Origin of the sequence: Stenotrophomonas maltophilia group sp. Smal13 (genome assembly GCF_030236855.1) — a bacterium.
GTDB lineage: Bacteria > Pseudomonadota > Gammaproteobacteria > Xanthomonadales > Xanthomonadaceae > Stenotrophomonas > Stenotrophomonas maltophilia_A.
The window spans coordinates 37,380-54,635 of sequence record NZ_JASJSQ010000027.1 but is presented as its reverse complement, the minus strand read 5'-3'; the positions used below and the strand labels follow the sequence as shown (position 1 = coordinate 54,635).

At 67.0% G+C, this 17,256-nt stretch carries 18 protein-coding genes; 9 read left to right on the top strand and 9 right to left on the bottom strand.

Going from position 1 to position 17,256, the window contains the following annotated elements; all coding sequences use genetic code 11:
* On the top strand, nucleotides 1–267 hold a 267-nt coding region (locus QRO95_RS11465; protein WP_285302587.1), incomplete at its 5' end, for an energy transducer TonB.
* A 119-nt stretch (nucleotides 268–386) separates the two neighbouring features.
* Nucleotides 387–959: an energy transducer TonB gene (locus QRO95_RS11460; RefSeq protein ID WP_182266355.1), complete on the top strand. Its 573-nt coding sequence runs from the start codon at nucleotides 387–389 to the stop codon at nucleotides 957–959.
* Between the two features lie 196 nt (nucleotides 960–1,155).
* Here QRO95_RS11460 and aroA read toward each other — a convergent pair whose 3' ends face one another.
* The 4 genes from aroA to QRO95_RS11440 form a co-directional block, all read right to left on the bottom strand.
* Nucleotides 1,156–2,463, bottom strand: coding sequence for a 3-phosphoshikimate 1-carboxyvinyltransferase (gene aroA, locus QRO95_RS11455; RefSeq protein WP_049462575.1), 1,308 nt, complete (start codon nucleotides 2,461–2,463; stop codon nucleotides 1,156–1,158).
* Between the two features lie 76 nt (nucleotides 2,464–2,539).
* Nucleotides 2,540–3,739, bottom strand: coding sequence for a prephenate dehydratase (gene pheA / locus QRO95_RS11450; RefSeq protein ID WP_014037689.1), 1,200 nt, complete (start codon nucleotides 3,737–3,739; stop codon nucleotides 2,540–2,542).
* 51 nt (nucleotides 3,740–3,790) lie between these two features.
* Complete coding sequence (serC, locus tag QRO95_RS11445; RefSeq protein WP_285302586.1) at nucleotides 3,791–4,876, bottom strand: 3-phosphoserine/phosphohydroxythreonine transaminase; 1,086 nt, start codon at nucleotides 4,874–4,876, stop codon at nucleotides 3,791–3,793.
* A gap of 217 nt (nucleotides 4,877–5,093) precedes the next feature.
* Nucleotides 5,094–5,900, bottom strand: a complete 807-nt coding sequence (locus QRO95_RS11440) for an FHA domain-containing protein (RefSeq protein ID WP_201116715.1) — start codon at nucleotides 5,898–5,900, stop codon at nucleotides 5,094–5,096.
* A 125-nt stretch (nucleotides 5,901–6,025) separates the two neighbouring features.
* Between QRO95_RS11440 and QRO95_RS11435 the strand changes: the two genes are divergently transcribed.
* From QRO95_RS11435 to QRO95_RS11425, 3 genes are all read left to right on the top strand, one after another.
* Nucleotides 6,026–6,301 carry a polyhydroxyalkanoic acid system family protein gene (locus QRO95_RS11435; protein ID WP_005417302.1) on the top strand — a complete coding sequence of 92 codons (276 nt, stop codon included), beginning with the start codon at nucleotides 6,026–6,028 and terminating at the stop codon, nucleotides 6,299–6,301.
* 80 nt (nucleotides 6,302–6,381) lie between these two features.
* Nucleotides 6,382–6,873, top strand: a complete 492-nt coding sequence (locus tag QRO95_RS11430) for a phasin family protein (protein WP_285302585.1) — start codon at nucleotides 6,382–6,384, stop codon at nucleotides 6,871–6,873.
* Between the two features lie 236 nt (nucleotides 6,874–7,109).
* Entirely contained in the window at nucleotides 7,110–8,120 is a 1,011-nt protein-coding gene (locus tag QRO95_RS11425; protein ID WP_285302584.1) for a restriction endonuclease, read from the top strand.
* 119 nt (nucleotides 8,121–8,239) lie between these two features.
* Here the strand turns inward: QRO95_RS11425 and QRO95_RS11420 are convergent, their stop codons facing one another.
* From QRO95_RS11420 to QRO95_RS11405, 4 genes are all read right to left on the bottom strand, one after another.
* Nucleotides 8,240–8,617, bottom strand: coding sequence for a type II toxin-antitoxin system HicB family antitoxin (locus tag QRO95_RS11420; RefSeq protein WP_285302583.1), 378 nt, complete (start codon nucleotides 8,615–8,617; stop codon nucleotides 8,240–8,242).
* Nucleotides 8,618–8,645: 28 nt separating this feature from the next.
* A complete protein-coding gene (locus QRO95_RS11415; RefSeq protein ID WP_223224646.1) occupies nucleotides 8,646–8,822 on the bottom strand; it encodes a type II toxin-antitoxin system HicA family toxin in 177 nt (58 codons plus the stop codon).
* A gap of 73 nt (nucleotides 8,823–8,895) precedes the next feature.
* Nucleotides 8,896–9,624, bottom strand: coding sequence for a histidine utilization repressor (hutC, locus tag QRO95_RS11410; protein ID WP_049422110.1), 729 nt, complete (start codon nucleotides 9,622–9,624; stop codon nucleotides 8,896–8,898).
* Between the two features lie 28 nt (nucleotides 9,625–9,652).
* A complete protein-coding gene (locus QRO95_RS11405) occupies nucleotides 9,653–11,023 on the bottom strand; it encodes a formimidoylglutamate deiminase (RefSeq protein ID WP_285302582.1) in 1,371 nt (456 codons plus the stop codon).
* Nucleotides 11,024–11,090: 67 nt separating this feature from the next.
* Here QRO95_RS11405 and hutI point away from each other — a divergent pair, with 67 nt between their 5' ends.
* Genes hutI through hutU form a run of 4 tightly spaced genes read left to right on the top strand, consistent with a single transcriptional unit; the run spans nucleotide 11,091 to nucleotide 16,367 of the window.
* Nucleotides 11,091–12,314: an imidazolonepropionase gene (gene hutI / locus QRO95_RS11400; protein WP_285302581.1), complete on the top strand. Its 1,224-nt coding sequence runs from the start codon at nucleotides 11,091–11,093 to the stop codon at nucleotides 12,312–12,314.
* Nucleotides 12,311–13,852 carry a histidine ammonia-lyase gene (gene hutH / locus QRO95_RS11395; RefSeq protein WP_285302580.1) on the top strand — a complete coding sequence of 514 codons (1,542 nt, stop codon included), beginning with the start codon at nucleotides 12,311–12,313 and terminating at the stop codon, nucleotides 13,850–13,852. The genes hutI and hutH overlap by 4 nt, the downstream gene beginning before the upstream one ends.
* A complete protein-coding gene (gene hutG, locus QRO95_RS11390; protein WP_285302579.1) occupies nucleotides 13,849–14,703 on the top strand; it encodes an N-formylglutamate deformylase in 855 nt (284 codons plus the stop codon). Before hutH ends, hutG begins: the two co-directional genes overlap by 4 nt.
* Entirely contained in the window at nucleotides 14,700–16,367 is a 1,668-nt protein-coding gene (gene hutU, locus QRO95_RS11385; protein WP_049399643.1) for a urocanate hydratase, read from the top strand. Before hutG ends, hutU begins: the two co-directional genes overlap by 4 nt.
* A gap of 128 nt (nucleotides 16,368–16,495) precedes the next feature.
* Here hutU and QRO95_RS11380 read toward each other — a convergent pair whose 3' ends face one another.
* Nucleotides 16,496–17,164, bottom strand: coding sequence for a GAD-like domain-containing protein (locus QRO95_RS11380; protein WP_253144316.1), 669 nt, complete (start codon nucleotides 17,162–17,164; stop codon nucleotides 16,496–16,498).
* Nucleotides 17,165–17,256 lie beyond the last annotated feature (92 nt).

Genomic DNA, 17,256 nt, shown 5'->3' with positions numbered 1-17,256 from the left:
CCGATGCCGATTGCCGGCCAGTCGCCGCCGCCGTCGTACCCCGCCGCCGCCCTGCGCGCCGGCGAAACCGGCACCGTGGTGGTACGCGTGGATGTGGATGCCACCGGCTATCCCAACAACGCCACAGTGATCCAGCGCAGTGGTTCACGCGACCTCGACCGTGCCGCCACCGACGCGGTGCGACGCTGGCGATTCACCCCGGCGCAGAGCAATGGCCAGGCCGTGCCCGGCAGCATTGAAGTACCGTTCGACTTCAAGACGCAGTAACTGAACGCTTACCGGCAGGCAAACTGAACCCTGCCGGTGGCGTTGACGCAGCGCTGACACTTCCCGTCCATGGCTCGGGCAACACTTCCCACGTCGTCAGTTGACGGAAGGAGTTTGCGATGACTGCCACCACCCACGAAGACCTTCATTCGCCGCAGCTGCAGCAGGATTCGAGCGTGCAGCACAAGCCCACGTCGCCCTGGATGTGGATCGCGCTGATCGTGGCGATGTTTGCGGCCGCCCTGCTGTGGCTGCGCCATTCCAACCAGGAGGATGTGGCGCCGGCACCGGTCGGTGAGCGCATGTTGCCCGCCCCTGAGCAGGCTGCGGTGACCGATGCAGCAGCACCTGCAACGCGCCAGGCCGCCCCGGCCTCCAGCCAGCACAAGGCCGCACCGGCGATACGTAATCGCGAAGCACGCCCGCTGGCCAGCAACCGCATGCCCACCTACCCCGCTGCTGCACTGCGCAGTGGCGTGCAGGGCAGCGTGATCGCCAGCCTGAATGTTGATACCCGTGGCAATGTCGCCAACGCTGCGATCGTTTCGCGCAGCGGCGAGCGCAGCCGCGACCTGGACCGTGCGGTGCTGAACACCGTGCAGAACTGGAAGTTCCAGCCTGCGGTGCATGACGGCCGCGCAGTAGCAAGCGTGGTGCGGGTCCCGGTGGATTTCCGTACCGAGCAGCGTTGATCGCGGACGAGGGGTTCGTGATGTTTCGACGGAGGCTTCGGCCTCCGTCTTTTTATGCGGAAAGGCGTGCCGACCAAGGTCGGCACCTACCGGGTGATGTGAGCCTGCCAACCAAGGTTGGCACCTACCGGGTGAGGTGAGCCTGCCAACCAAGGTTGGCACCTACCGGGTTACGTCATCTGCCGGGCGTGGCCGCTCAGGCCAGGTTGAACCCGGCGCTGCGCGCCAGGCCATCGAAGTCCGGGAAGGAGGTGGCGACGTTGGCGATATCGTTGATGCGCACTTCGCCGTCACTGATCTGGCCGGCGATGGCGAAGGCCATGGCGATGCGATGGTCACCGTGGCTTTCGATGGTGCCGCTGCCCAGGCGCACACCGCCGTGCAGGGTGGCGCCGTCTTCGGTTTCGTCCACCTGCATGCCCAGCGCGCGCAGGCCGGTCGCCATCGCGGCGAGACGATCGGATTCCTTTACCCGCAGTTCGGCGGCCCCGCTGACCACGGTCTGGCCTTCGGCGGCCGCAGCGGCCACGAACAGCGCCGGGAACTCGTCGATCATGTCCGGCACCAGTGCTTCCGGAATGCGTGCGCCCTTCAACTGAGCGTAGCGCACCACCAGATCCGCCACCGGCTCACCGCCCTGCTCGGCCGGGTTCTCTTCGGTGATGTCCGCTCCCATCAGGCGCAGCGCGTGCAGCAGGCCGGTGCGGCGCGGGTTCAGTCCGACCTGCTTCAGGCGCAGCTCGGAGCCGGGAATGATGCTGGCCGCCACCAGATAGAACGCGGCCGAAGAGAAGTCGGCCGGCACCACGATGTCAGTCGCGCGCAGGCGCTGACCACCACGCAGGCGTGCCTTGCCGGGCGAGAATTCGATGTCCACGCCGAACGCGGACAGCATGCGCTCGGTGTAGTCACGGGTCGGGTGCGGTTCGGTCACCTGGGTTTCGCCCTGCGCGTACAGGCCGGCCAACAGCACCGCCGACTTGATCTGCGCGCTGGCCACCGGCGAGGCGAAGTCGATGCCGTGCAGCGTCTGGCCGCCATGCACGTGCAACGGCGGCGTGCCATCGCTTTCAGTGTCGATCTTCGCGCCCATCTGTGACAGCGGGCCGGTCACGCGGCGCATCGGGCGGCCGGACAGCGACTCATCGCCGATCAGCGTGCAGTCGAATGCCTGGCCCGCCAGCAGACCGGCCAACAGGCGCATGCCGGTACCGGCGTTGCCGCAGTCCAGCGGCGCATCCGGCGCCTTCAGGCCGTCGATACCGACGCCGTGCACGATGCGCTGCGACGGGCTGGGGGTTTCGATGCGCACGCCCAGCTGGCCGAAGATGCGCGCAGTGGCGCGGGTGTCCTCGCCTTCCAGGAAACCTTCGATATGCGAGGTGCCATCGGCCAGCGCGGCGAACATCACCGAGCGGTGCGAGACCGACTTGTCGCCGGGAATGGTCAGGCTGCCCTGCAGCGGCTGGCCCTTGCGGGCAATCCAGTGTTGCGCGTTGCTCATCGTTCGATCATTCCGTAAACGCCGGCAGCACCGGCGATGCATCAGGGGGCAGCGGTCGCAGCCGCCACAGCAGCACTCAGGGCACGGCCACCGGATAGGAACCCAGCACCTTGATCTGTGCCGAGTGCGCTTCCAGTTCGGCCAGCGCGGCCTGCATCGGCGCGTCGTCGATATGGCCGGCCAGGTCGATGAAGAAGCCGTATTCCCACTTGCCGTGGTGCGACGGGCGCGACTCGATGCGGTTCATGCTGATGCCGTGGCGGGCGAACGGGCTGAGCACGTCGAACAGCGCACCGGGCTTGTCATGGATGAACACCAGCACCGAGGTGCGGTCATGGCCGGAGGTCGGGAAGATGTTGCGGCCCACCACCAGGAATCGCGTGGTGTTGTCGGCATCGTTCTGGATCGGCTTGGTGACCACCTTCTTCAGGCCGTACACATGGCCGGCACTCTCGCCACCGATGGCCGCTGCGTCGTCGGCGTTGCGCGCACGGCGCGCGCCTTCGGCGTTGCTCGACACCGGAATCTTCTCGGCCTTCGGCAGGTTGGCGCGCAGCCACGCCGAGGTCTGCATGAACGACTGCGGGTGCGCATAGATGCGCTCGATGTCCTCGATGCGGCCGCTGCGCGACATCAGGTACTGCTGCACGCGCAGTTCCACTTCGCCACAGATCTTCAGGTTGGAGGTCAGGAACATGTCCAGGGTGATCTGGATGGTGCCCTGCCCGGAATTCTCCACTGGCACCACGCCGAAATCGGCGTTGCCCGCTTCCACTTCCTGGAACACTTCTTCGATGCTGGCCATCGGCAGGCCCAGCGCCGAGCGGCCGAAGTGCTTGAGCACGGCCTGCTGGCTGAAGGTGCCTTCCGGGCCGAGGTAGCCGATCTTCAGTGGCTCCTGCTGGGCCAGGCAGGCCGACATGATCTCGCGGTAGACGTGCACCAGCAGCTCATCGCTGAGCGGGCCTTCGTTACGGTCCACCACCATGCGCAGCACCTGCGCTTCGCGCTCGGGGCGGTAGTAGTCGACGGCGGCGGCAAGCTTGCCCTTGGCCTTGCCGACCTGGTGGGCGAAGCGCGCGCGCTCGGCGATCAGGCTCTGGATGTCGCGGTCGATCTGGTCGATCTTCGAGCGCACATCGGCCAGCGCCAGCGGCGCCAGGGTGGGTGCCGGGTTCGACGCGGCCTTGGCCTTGCCCTTCGCCTTGGTGGGCGCGCTGTCCTTGGCCGGTTCAGCCTTCTTCGGCGCCTTCTTGCTGGATTTGCTGCTTGCCATCGGAGTTCCTTGTTGCGGGGCACGCACCCGACGGTGCGCGCCGTTCATTGCTCAACCGTGACGCTGCTGGAAATCGGCCATGAAGGCGACCAGCGCCTCGGCCCCGGCCAGCGGCATGGCGTTGTACAGCGAGGCGCGGATGCCCCCGACCACCTTGTGCCCCTTCAGCGCCAGCAGGCCGGCGGCCTTGGCTTCGGCGACGAAACGGGCATCAAGCTCGGCATTGGGCAGGAAGAACGGGATGTTCATCCGCGAGCGTGCCGGGTGTGCGACCTCGTTGCGGTAGAAGCCCCCGGAACCATCGATGGCGCCGTATACCAGCGCGGCCTTGGCGGCATTGCGCTTGGCGAACTCGGCCACGCCACCTTCGGCCAGCATCCACTTGAACACCAGGCCGGCCAGATACCAGTTCCAGGTGGGCGGCGTGTTGAGCATCGAGTCGCGAGCGACGTGCGAGCGGTAATCGAAGATGTCCGCCCGCGGCTGGCCGCTGCGCTCCAGCAGATCGCGGCGGATGATCATCACCGCGATGCCGACCGGACCGAGGTTCTTCTGCGCGCCGGCGTAGATCACGCCATAGCGGCGTACGTCCAGCGGTTCGCTGGCGATGGACGAACTGAAGTCGGCGATCAGCGGGACGTTTCCGGTATCGGGTACATCACGGAACTCGACACCGTGGATGGTCTCGTTGGCGGTGAGGTGCACGTAGGCGGCATCGGGCGACAGCTGCCAATCGGCACGCGCCGGCAGTTCGCGGTAGCCGTTGGCCTCGCTGCTGGCGGCGATGTTGACATCAACGTAGACACCGGCCTGCTTGACCGCCGTCTTGCCCCAGTGACCACTGACCACGTAATCGGCACGCTGGCCGGGGGTGGCGAAGTTGAGCGGGATCAGCGCCTGCTGGGTGGTGGCACCACCGGACAGGAACAGCACCGCATAGTCTTCGGGGATATCGAGCAGTCGACGCAGGTCGGCCTCGGCCTCGGCGGCCACGGACATGAACTCCGCGCCGCGATGGCTCATTTCCACGATCGAGGCACCGGTACCGTGCCAGTCCAGCATTTCCGCCTGCGCCTGGCGCAGGACCGACTCCGGCAAGGTTGCAGGGCCGGCACTGAAGTTGAACGCGCGCGTCATGTCACACCTGTGGGGCAAGATCCCTAGTATGCCGCAGTGCACCAGCCTTGCGGCCTTGTGCGGCAAGGGAAATTTGGTTTCATTGGAATCCATTGGCCAGCAGCATTGCCCCGGTAGTCGCCGACCTTGGTCGGCGTACGCCGTCAGGCGTCATCCCCGCCGAAGGAGCGTGCCGACCAAGGTCGGCACCTACCAGAGCGGATACGGCCGGTTCAGATCAGCGCGCGCCGAACCAGAGCAGCAGGCTGAGCAGTGCGGCCAGCAGCAGCGCACTCACCAGCAGCCACGGCCAGCGCCGGACCTTGCGCGGCGCGGCCGGCATCACCGGCGCCTGCTCGGCGTCCTGGCTGGACTCGTCTTCATCCGGCAGCGGGCGCCGGCGCGGGTCATGCGGCACTTCCAGCACGAACCGGTGCTGGCCATCGAACACCACCTGGTCGCCGGCCTGCAGCCAGCAGTGGCGCACGGCCACGCCATTGACCCGTGTACCATCGGCACTGCCCAGGTCACGCAACAGCACGCGCTCGCCGTGCACTTCCACGCGGGCGTGCTGTTCGGCGAAGGCCGGTTCATTGATCTCGATGTCAGCGTCGCCACCGCGGCCGATCAGGCGGGACCGCGACAGCGTGAAGCTGCGGCCATGGTGCAGGCCACCGACACCGCGCAGCAGGCGCTGCTGCTCATTGGTGCCGTCACCGCTGTTCGGTGCGGGGGCCTGCAGCAGGCTCTCCACCTCGCCCTGCAGGACCATTTCCACGCCGTCCACATACACCGCATCGCCCGCACGCAGCAGCGCCATGCGCCGCACCGGGCGACCGTTCACATGAATGCCGCGGATACCGTTGCCGACCTGCAGCCAGAGGCCGCGATCATCCACGCAGAACTGCGCCAGCAGCAGGGCACCGTGGCCGGCGTCGCCGAGCCTCACACTGCCATTGGCCTGGCGCACGATGCGTTGCACCCCGGGCCGCAGCGGCTGGTCGGGCTGTTGTTGTTGGCTGAAGTGAACAAGCAGGTTCTGCACGCGGCGCAGCCTAGCAGGTTGGTCGCCCACGAAGAAGAACCCACGATGAGTGCTTGGCGCGAAGGCCCTCGATGCGCACAATGCTCGCCCTCATTGATCATCCCCGCTTTGCGCCAGGAGCCTGCATGTCCACCATCGATGTCCGCCACGCCCACGCCCTGCCCGATGCACAGGCGCGCGCCGCGATCGAACAGGTCGCCGCCAAGCTGTCCGAGCGCTTCGGCCTGAAGTCGTCCTGGACTGCCGACGTACTGAATTTCTCCGGCAGCGGCGTGGACGGTGCGATCGAACTGCAGCCGGGCGCCGTGCGCGTCACGGCCAAGCTGGGCTTCCTGCTGTCGGCGATGAAGGGCATGGTCGAAGGCGAGATCCAGCGCGTTCTGAAGGAAAAGCTGGGCTGAACCCCGGCGGCGGCCATCACGGCCGTGCAACGCCAACGCGCGCTACTCTCGGGGCAGGCCCAACTCCCACGGGAAGTGCGATGAACCACTACGAGAACGACGACCGCCGCAACGACGACGCCTCTTTCGGTGACCAGGCCGAGCGCTTCTCGCGCAAGCTGAGTGACTCGGCGCAACAGGTCTGGTTGGCCGGCCTGGGCGCTCTTGGCCGTGCACAGGCCGAAGGCAGCCGATTCTTCGACGGCCTGGTGAAGGAAGGCGAAGCCTGGGAAGCCCGCCGCCGTGAACGCAACAGCGAACAGGGCCCGGGCTGGCGCGACAACGTTGAAACGTCGCTGGACGAGGCCCGCGAGAAGGCTTCCGGTACCTGGAACAAGGTCGAAAAAGCGTTCGACGACCAGGTGCAGGGCGTACTCAAGCGCCTGCACGTGCCCACCGCCGACGAGGTGACTGCGCTGGAGGCGCGCATCGACGCACTGCAGGCACGCCTGGCCAAGCTGGAGAATCGCGACGCCTCGGGCGCTGATGCACCTGCACCGGGCAGCCATCAGTCGCCAGGCAGCGTGCCCTGACCGACCATTGTTGCAATGCAATAAATTTTGATTGACAATCGCGAGCAACCCGCCAATCGCTTCGGCTGCCGTTTGTTCCCTCCCCTCACGGCTTCAGGATTGGCGGGTTTTTCGTGCCTGCGGTATTCCGAATTGCGTGCTCCATCACGCTTCCTGTCAGGAACCTCCTGACTCAGCGGCACGGCGCGACCTTTACACTGTCGCCTTCGCATTCGCCCCTTCCGCGCACCTCCTGCATGCTCCCTTGGATCCTGGCCCTGCTGTCGGCCCTGCTTACCTGTTCCCTGGCTGTTGTCTATCTGTGGTGGATCAAGCGGCGGCAAAAGGAGATGCAACTCGGCCTGCAGGCCCTGGCGGGCATGCACTGGCGCGAGTTCTCGGTACTGGTCAAGCGCATGCTGCGCGAGCAGCGCGGCCTGCGCGAACTGGATGACCCGGGCGAGGAATCCCGTGAGCCCAGCAGCGATTTCCTGCTCAGCGACGGCCCCAACAGCTGGCTGGTCTCGTGCAAGCACGGCTTGGCCTATCGCATCGGCACCGCCGCGGTGAACGAACTGGGCGCGGCCGCGCGCCTGGCCGGCGCCCGCGGCGGCGTGCTGCTGACCGAAGGCCGGATGGAACGCGACGGCCGCAGCGCCGCCGAAAAGCAGGCCGTCGAGGTGCTGGACGGCCCGCGCCTGTGGCCGTTGCTGCAGCCCTATCTACCGGCGGAAATCGAAACCCGTGTGCGCGCCAGCGCCCGCCATGAAGCCCTGCGCCGCATTGCCATAGCCGCGCTCGCCGCGGTGACGCTGGGCCTGCTGGTGGGATTGAGCCTGCAAGGGCTGCATGTGCAGGACGCCCCGCCCGTTGCCGAGGTGGCGGTCGTCCCCGCGCCGGTTGCGCCTGCGGTTGAAGCGGCGCCCGAACCGGCGCCGGCCCCCGCCACCACGACGCCGGCCGCTGCGCCTGCGCCGGCCACGCCCTCAACCGATGCGCGCAGCAATCCCAACCCGGATGCCGCCACGCTCGAGCGCTTCCAGGCCGATCTGTCCCGTGCCTTGGCTGGCAAGCCCGGCATCGCCAGCGGTGTCTGGCTGACCCGGCAGACGCTGGCGATCAACCGCACCGGCGAGCTGGACGCGGTGTGGCCGCAGGTCTGCGAGGAAGTGCTGCACTACCCCGCCCTGCGTAACGTGCGCATCCAGCTCAACGCCCGCCCTGGCGTGGATGAGCCCGTACGCTGGCGGCAGTGCGCTACGTATTGATTGGGGTGTCTGTAGATCCACGCCATGCGTGGATGCCTCTGTAGCGTCGAGCCACGCTCGACTCATCGCGCATCGCGCGAACAGCAGCCGAGCATGGCTCGGCTCTACATGGCGCCTGCTCAGCCCAATGCCGCGAGATGGGCGATGTAACTGGAGCGCGATTCACCTGCCGCTCTGGCCTGCGCATCCAGCCTCGCCAGGATCCGGCGTGGCAGGCTGATATTGACCCGCTCGATGGTGTCGTCCAGCAGGGCCGGATCAATGCAGATGTACGCAAGAATCCAACGGATGTCCTTGGATGCCTCGGCGGCGATTTTCTGTGGCGCGGAAGGTGTCGGAATCGAGCGCTCGTCATCCAGGGCCGCATCAATCCAGGCGAGCGCAGCCTCCTCGGCAGCGCTGAGCGCATCCTCAAGCGTGTCGGCCGCCGAGAAGCACCCCGGCAGATCCGGAACGACCACACCCCACGCGGTGCGCTCATCGCCTGCCTCGATCAAGACTGGATATCGCATGGGCCCTCCTACGTCAGTCCTGCGAGCTTCCGCAACGCCTGCACCAGCCCTTCCCCAGATCCTTCCTAGGGTGAGGCACGGTGATGATGTGGGGGTGCTGCGGGTGCACGAATACATGATGGGATCCGCGAATCCGGCGACAGGTCCAACCTGCCGCCTCCAGATCCCGGATGAGGTCCCTGCTCTTCATGCGGGGACGATACACATCGTACACACGCCCCGACAGAGTTCAAGGCGACAGCGTGTCCCGAGCGGGGTCGACCCTACCTTGCCCCAGGCGCAAAGCGCGCCACCAGGTCCCAGGCGTCGCCGAGGAACACCTGACGCACACGGGTGATCGGCTGTTCGCCGCGCCAGGTCAGGCGCTCGATCACCAGACAGGCGGTGCCGGGCTTCACGTCCAGCAGCTTGGCGGTGGCGGTATCCGCGCCCCAGGCACTGATGCGGTGCTGGGCACGGGTCCACGAGACGTTCTGCAGCAGCCAGCTGCCCGGCGCGGTGGTACTGAAATCGACCTCCAGCACCTCGGGCACGCCCACCGGGCTGATCAGGCGATGCTCCAGCGCCAGCGGGCGGCCGTCGGCCAGGTGCAGGCAGCGCATCGCCAGCAGCATTTCGCTGCCGGCCAGCTCGACTTCACCGGCATTGCCGGCATCTGCAAGGCGCAGGTCGCGCTGCAGCAGGCGATACGCGTACTGATGGCCACGCGAACCCACTTCCATCGCGATATCGGGAATCTCCAGCGCCACCTGCTCCAGGTGCGGGGGCTGCCGCGCCACGAACGAACCAGCGCGGCGGCGACGCTCGATCATGCCGCTCTCGGCCAGCGCGGTCAGCACCTTGTTCACGGTCATCCGCGAGCAGCCGTACTGCTCCATCAGCTCGTGTTCGTACGGAATACGGAAGCCCGGCGCCCACTCTCCGCTGAGGATGCGGCTTTCCAGATCGCTGCGGATACGCTGGTTGAGCGTGGCGGACTTGCTGGCCTTCACGTGATGGGGTCTCGGTGGCGGGAGGCGATCAGCCCAGCACGCCACGCAGGGCGGCAGCGAAGGCGGTGGTGATCGCCTCGCGCTGCAGGTGGCGGCCGTCGGCCACGCACTGGCGGCCATGGCGCCAGACCGATCGCAGCGCGCCATTACGTGCGGCGAACACCCAGCTGTCAAGCCATGCGTCATCCTGCCGCGCCTGTAGCGCGGGGTGTGCGGCATCCAGCTCGACCAGGTCGGCACTGGCGCCAACCTGCAGCCCGGCGGCCACGCCCAACGCCTGTGCACCGCCGTGCAGCGCACCCTCGAACAGGAAGCGGCCGGTGCTGCGGGTGGCATCCGGGGCCAGTACGTTGCGCCCGCGCAAGGTCAGGCGCTGACCGTACTCAAGCAGGCGCAGTTCTTCAGCCGCGTCGATCAGCACATTGGAATCGGAACCGACACCGAAGCGCCCGCCCTCGCGCGCGAACGCCTGCATCGGGAACAGGCCGTCGCCAAGGTTGGCTTCGGTGATCGGGCACAGGCCGGCCACCGCCTGGCTGGCCACGATGGCGGCGCGCTCATCGTCGGTGATGTGGGTGGCGTGCACCAGGCACCAGCGCGCATCCACCGGCGCATGGTCGTACAGCCACTGCACCGGGCGCTGGCCGCTCCAGGCCAGGCAGGCCTCCACCTCGCGCACCTGTTCGGCGATGTGGATGTGCACCGGGCCGTCGGTAAGCGGCAGCAAAGCACTCAATTCCTCGCCGGTGACTGCACGCAGGCTGTGCGGGGCAATGCCGAGCACCGCATCGGGCAGCGCGGCCAAAGACGGCTTCGCGGCGTCCAGCAGCTGCGCGAAGCCGTCCACGTCGTGGATCAGGCGTCGCTGCGCGGGGTTCGGTGCCGCCCCGCCGAAATCGGCATGCGCATAGAACACCGGCAGCAGGGTCAGCCCGATGCCGGTCTGGTCGGCCGCCGCCGCAATCCGCGCGCTCATCTCGGCACGGTTGGCATACGGCCGGCCGTCAGCATCGTGGTGCAGGTAGTGGAATTCACCGACGCGGGTGAAGCCGCTTTCCAGCATTTCCATGTAGGCCTGGGCGGCGATGGCCTGCACCGCGTCCGGGCGCAGATGGGCCAGGAAGCGATACATCAGCTCGCGCCAGCTCCAGAAGCTGTCACCGTCGCCGCCGCCGATCTCGGTCAGCCCGGCCATGCCGCGCTGGAAGGCGTGGCTGTGCAGATTGGGAAGGCCCGGCACCAGGATGCCGGCGCGGGTGTCGCCCGCCTGCGCGCCCTGCCCCGTACTGATCGCCGTGAAGCGACCGTCCTGCACCTGCAGGCGGACATCGCGGGCCCAACCCTCGACCAGCAGGGCGTGGGCGGCATGGAAACTGTGCGGGGAACGCGAATCGGACATGGCTGGACAACCCGAAATGGACGCCTATATTGTATAGACATATAAGCACAGCCGCGTTGTGGATGCCATGCACGTCGATACCCTCTGGTCCAACGTTCACCTGATCACCCTCGATGGCGAGGGGCTGGGTGTCATCCGCGATGGCGTACTGGCCTGCGCCAACGGCCGCATCGTCCATGTCGGCGCGGCCGGCAGCGATGCCCACCTGCAGCCGACCACCCGCATCGACGGCGAAGGCCGCTGGATTTCGCCGGGCCTGATCGACTGCCACACCCACCTGGTCTACGCCGGCAACCGCGCCAACGAGTTCGAGCAGCGCCTGCAGGGCGTCAGCTATGCCGACATCGCCCGTGCCGGCGGCGGCATCGTCTCCACCGTGCGCGCCACCCGCGCCGCCACGCCGGAACAGCTGGCCCGCGAAAGCCGCCCACGGTTGCTGGCGATGCGCGCCGAGGGCGTGACCACCCTCGAGATCAAGTCCGGCTACGGCCTGACCCTGCCCGACGAACGCAAGCAGCTGCAGGTGGCGCGTGCGCTGGGCGAGGAATGCAGGGTCAACGTGGTGACCACCTTCCTCGGTGCGCACGCGATTCCGCCGGGCCGTGAAGCACAGGAGTACACCGACGAGGTGTGCAATGTGATGATCCCGGCCATCGCCGCCGAAGGCCTGGCCGAAGCAGTGGATGTGTTCTGCGAGAACATCGCGTTCTCGCCGGCGCAGGCGCGGCAGGTCTTCGAAGCGGCGCGCGCCAACGGGCTGGCGGTGAAGATCCACGCCGAGCAGCTGAGCAACCAGCATGGCGCCGAACTGGCCGCCGGCTTCGGTGCACTCTCGGCCGACCATATCGAACACCTGGACGATGCCGGCATCGCCGCGATGGCCGCGGCGGGTACCGTGGCGGTGCTGCTGCCCGGCGCCTTCTATTTCACCCGCGATACCACCCTGCCACCGATCGCGGCGCTGCGTGCGGCCGGCGTGCCGTTGGCACTGGCCACCGACAGCAATCCGGGCACCTCGCCACTGACCAGCCCGCTGCTGGCGATGAACATGGGCGCCACCCTGTTCCGCCTGACCGTGGACGAATGCATCGCCGGCTTCACCCGTGAAGCGGCGCGCGCTCTGGGCCATGGCGACCGCATCGGCCGCCTGGCCGTGGGCATGGACTGCGATCTGGCGATCTGGGACATCGACGCCCCCGCCGATCTGGTTTATCGCATTGGATTCAACCCGCTGCACGCGCGCGTGGTGCGCGGACAGCCCGACCTGCCTGCCTCCTGGAGCAACACATGAGCAACACCCTGGTTCTTCGCCCCGGCCATGTCACCCTCGCCCAGTGGCGGCAGGCCTATCGCGGTGCGCCGCTTGCACTGGACCCGGCCGCGCTGCCGGTGGTGCGCGCCAGTGCGGCGACCGTGGCTGCCATCGTCGCCAAGGGCGCGCCGGTCTATGGCATCAACACGGGCTTCGGCAAGCTGGCCAGCGTGCGCATCGAGCGCGAGGACCTGGCCACCCTGCAGCGGAACATCGTGCTCTCGCACGCTGCCGGTGTTGGCGAGCCGATGCCCGCCAGCGTGGTGCGCCTGATGATGGCGCTGAAGCTGGTCAGCCTGGCGCAGGGTGCTTCGGGCATCCGCGAGGAAACCCTGCTGCTGCTGGAAGCAATGCTGGTCAAGGGCGTGCTGCCGGTGGTGCCCGCACAGGGCTCGGTGGGTGCCTCGGGTGACCTGGCGCCGCTCTCGCACCTGGCCAGCGTGATGCTGGGCGTCGGCGAAGCCTTCATCGGTGACGAACGCCTACCGGCGGTCGACGCACTGGCACGTGTCGGCCTGCAACCGATCGAGCTGGGCGCGAAGGAAGGCCTGGCCCTGCTCAACGGCACCCAGTTCTCCACCGCCTATGCGCTGGCCGGCCTGTTCGAGATCGAAACCGTGTTCCAGGCCGCGTTGGTCACCGGCGCGCTGTCGGTGGAAGCGGCCAAGGGCTCGGATACCCCGTTCGATCCGCGCATCCATGCCCTGCGTGGCCAGCGCGGGCAGATCGCCACCGCCGCCACCCTGCGCACGTTGATGCAGGGCTCGGACATCCGCGAATCGCATCGTGACAACGACGTACGCGTGCAGGATCCGTACTGCCTGCGCTGCCAGCCGCAGGTGATGGGCGCGGCGCTGGACATCCTGCGCCAGGCCGCGACCACGCTGGAAATCGAAGCCAACGGCGTCTCCGACAATCCGCTGGTGTTCACCGACACCGGCGAAGCACTGTCCGGCGGCAACTTCCACGCCGAACCGGTGGCCTTCGCCGCCGACATGCTGGCGATGGCGGTGTGCGAGATCGGTTCGATCAGCGAGCGCCGCCTGGCGATGCTGGTCGACCCGGCGCTGTCCGGCCTGCCGGCGTTCCTGACCCCACGCCCGGGCCTGAATTCCGGCTTCATGATTCCACAGGTGACCGCCGCCGCGCTGGTCTCGGAAAACAAGCAGCGCGCCTACCCGGCCAGCGTCGATTCGATCCCGACCTCGGCCAATCAGGAAGACCATGTGTCGATGGCCGCACACGGTGCGCGCCGCCTGATGCAGATGGCCGAGAACGCCGCCAACGTGATCGGCATCGAGCTGCTGGCCGCCGCGCAGGGCTGCGACTTCCACGCGCCGCTGCGCTCCAGCACCGCGCTGGAAGCCGTGCGCGCCACCCTGCGTGCACAGGTGCCGACGCTGGAAGAAGACCGCTACTTCCACCCGGACATGGTGACCGCCACGAATCTGGTGCGCAGCGGCGCGCTGGCGCAGGGCTTGGCCGGGCTTCTGCCAACCGTGGAACCGCAGGCATGAGTGCCCATCCCGAATGGCTGACGGTGCACGAAGGCGATGCCCCGTTGATCGTCAGCTTCCCGCATACGGGCAGCGAACTGCCGCACGACCTGATCGGCGACTACCACTCACCGTGGCTGGCCCGCCGCGATGCCGACTGGTGGGTGCACGAACTGTACGACTTCGTGCGCGGCATGGGCGCGACCACGGTGCGCTCGGCGATCTCACGTTCGGTGATCGATCTCAATCGTGATCCCAGCGGTGTGTCGCTGTACCCAGGCCAGAACACCACCGGCCTGTGCCCGCTGACCACCTTCGACAACCAGCCGCTGTACCACGCCGGCCGCGAGCCGGATGAAACGGAAATCGCCCGTCGCCGCGACACGTATTTCCTGCCTTACCACGATGCGCTGGCTTCGCAGATCACGCGCCTGCGTGAACGCCACGGCACCGTGGTGGTGTACGACGCGCATTCGATCCGCTCGCATATCCCGCACCTGTTCGACGGCGAGCTGCCGCAGTTCAACCTGGGTACCGCCGGCCCCTCCGGCGCTCCGGACACCTCCTGCGACAACGCGTTGAGCGATGTGGTGGAGAACCTGCTGAAGATCAGTGGCATGAGCCAGGTGCGCAACGGCCGCTTCAAGGGCGGCTGGATCACCCGCCACTACAGCAACGTCGCCGGCGGCGTGCACAGCCTGCAGATGGAACTGGCCTGCCGCGGCTACATGCACGAACCCCTGCCGGACCAGGTGGACGAGCACAGCTGGCCCACCCCGCTCGACCCCGACCACGCCGCACCGCTGCGCCACACCCTGGCGCAGGTGCTCAACGCCTGCCTTGAATTCGCTACGAACCGGAGCGCCGCATGACCCGCAACGACCCGACCCGCACCATTGCCGCGCCCACCGGCACCACGCTCAACGCCAAGAGCTGGCTGACCGAAGCGCCGCTGCGCATGCTGATGAACAACCTGCACCCGGACGTGGCCGAACGGCCGCAGGAACTGGTGGTGTACGGCGGCATCGGCCGCGCCGCGCGCGACTGGGAGAGCTTCGACGCCATTGTCGAAACGCTCAAGCGCCTGGACGACGACCAGACCCTGCTGGTGCAGTCGGGCAAGCCGGTGGGCGTGTTCCGCACCCACGCCGATGCGCCGCGCGTGCTGATCGCCAATTCCAACCTGGTGCCGCGCTGGGCCAACTGGGACCACTTCAACGAGCTGGATAAAAAGGGCCTGGCCATGTACGGCCAGATGACCGCCGGCAGCTGGATCTACATCGGCGCGCAGGGCATCGTACAGGGCACCTACGAGACCTTCGTGGAAATGGGACGCCAGCACTTCGGTGGCGACCTGACCGGGAAGTGGCTGTTCACCGGCGGCCTGGGCGGCATGGGTGGCGCGCAGCCGCTGGCTGCCGTAATGGCCGGCGCTTCCTGCCTGGCCGTCGAGTGCCGCAAGAGCAGCATCGACATGCGCCTGCGCACCGGCTACTTGGATACCTGGACCGACAACCTGGACGAAGCGCTGCGGCTGATCGATGAATCGTGCAAGGCCGGTACGCCGAAGTCGGTGGGCCTGCTCGGCAACGTCGCCGACGTACTGGCTGAACTGCTCAAGCGCGGCGTGAAGCCGGACCTGCTGACCGATCAGACCTCCGCGCACGACCCGGTGAACGGCTACCTGCCGCAGGGCTGGACGGTCGAGCAGTGGGATGAGAAACGTGTCTCCGCGCCCAAGGAAGTGGAGAAAGCCGCGCGCGCGTCGATGGCCAACCACATCCGCGCCATGCTTGGCTTCCACGCGCTGGGCGTGCCGACCGTGGACTACGGCAACAACCTGCGGCAGATGGCACTGGAGGAAGGCGTGGCCAATGCCTTCGACTTCCCCGGTTTCGTGCCGGCCTACATCCGCCCGCTGTTCTGCCGCGGCATCGGCCCGTTCCGCTGGGCCGCACTGAGCGGCGATCCGGAAGACATCGCCAAGACCGATGCCAAGGTGAAGGAACTGATTCCGGACAACCCGCACCTGCACCGCTGGCTGGACATGGCTGCCGAGAAGATCAAGTTCCAGGGCCTGCCCGCGCGCATCTGCTGGGTGGGTCTGGGTGACCGCGATCGCCTCGGCCTGGCCTTCAACGAGATGGTGGCCAACGGCGAGCTGAAGGCGCCGGTGGTGATCGGCCGCGACCACCTGGACAGCGGCAGCGTTGCCTCGCCGAACCGCGAAACCGAAGCGATGGCCGACGGTTCCGATGCCGTGTCCGACTGGCCGCTGCTGAACGCCCTGCTCAACACCGCCAGCGGCGCCACCTGGGTGTCGCTGCACCATGGCGGCGGCGTCGGCATGGGCTTCTCGCAGCACGCCGGCATGGTGATCGTCTGCGACGGCACCGAAGCGGCGGCCAAACGGATTGGCCGCGTGCTGTGGAACGACCCCGCGACCGGCGTGATGCGCCATGCCGATGCGGGCTATGAGATCGCAATCGACTGCGCGAAGGAAAAGGGACTGGATCTGCCGGGCATCCTCGGCTGATCGCAGGGGTGCCGGCCAGCGGCCAGCACTACCGGAAGGCACCTGTAGAGCCGAGCCATGCTCGGCTCAATGCTTCCAGGGAAGGCAGCCGAGCATGGGCTCGGCTCTACATGATTGGGTCCTTCGGATCACTTCCGGGCCAGCGGTTTCACATTGTTCGCATAGCGTGGAAACGCAGGCGCGGCGAACTCCCTCAGCATGTGCAGGTGCGGCTGAAGCTTGAACCTGCGCAGATTGCCAATGGCTACTTCGCCGCCGCAAACCAGCGCTGGCTCAAAGCCATACATCTCATCCGCCATCAAGTGCCCGCAAGTGCTCACAACCCTGTCGAAAGGCAGCTCTTCGGCCCCATCCATCAGATCAAAGTCGTCAAGCTCCGCGCAAGCGAAGAATGCCTTGATGCCACCCTCCTGCCGTGCGAGAGACTTGGGTCTCAAACAGTTCTGAAGAGCAAATACTTCACTGCGGATCGGATCGATGCTCACGCCAGCGCCTGATGCTTCGCCGCACAGGTAGAGCCGTCCAAACCCGCTTCTGGCAAACACATGGTAGGTATCGATCAGGGGAAATGGCGTACCAGACAACCACATGTGCATCAGGCCTTCGTAGTCCTCGGGATTCACCGTCCACAGCCGTCCATTGCCATAGTTCGCCCATCCATCCCGACGCCAATAGCTCAAGAGCGAATCAGGCAAGATGCCCGCCCACTTGGAGAACGCGGTCTCTGGCACCGGATCGTGTTCAGTTGCCTCACCGAAGCTCTCGATGAAGAGCGCGAAATCTTCATCATCTTCCATTGTCCCTCCCATCTTGGACTGTTTCGTCGGCGTGGACTGAGGCGCTCTTATATCTGGTGCTTCATCAGATTCTAAGAGCTGTTTACGACAGA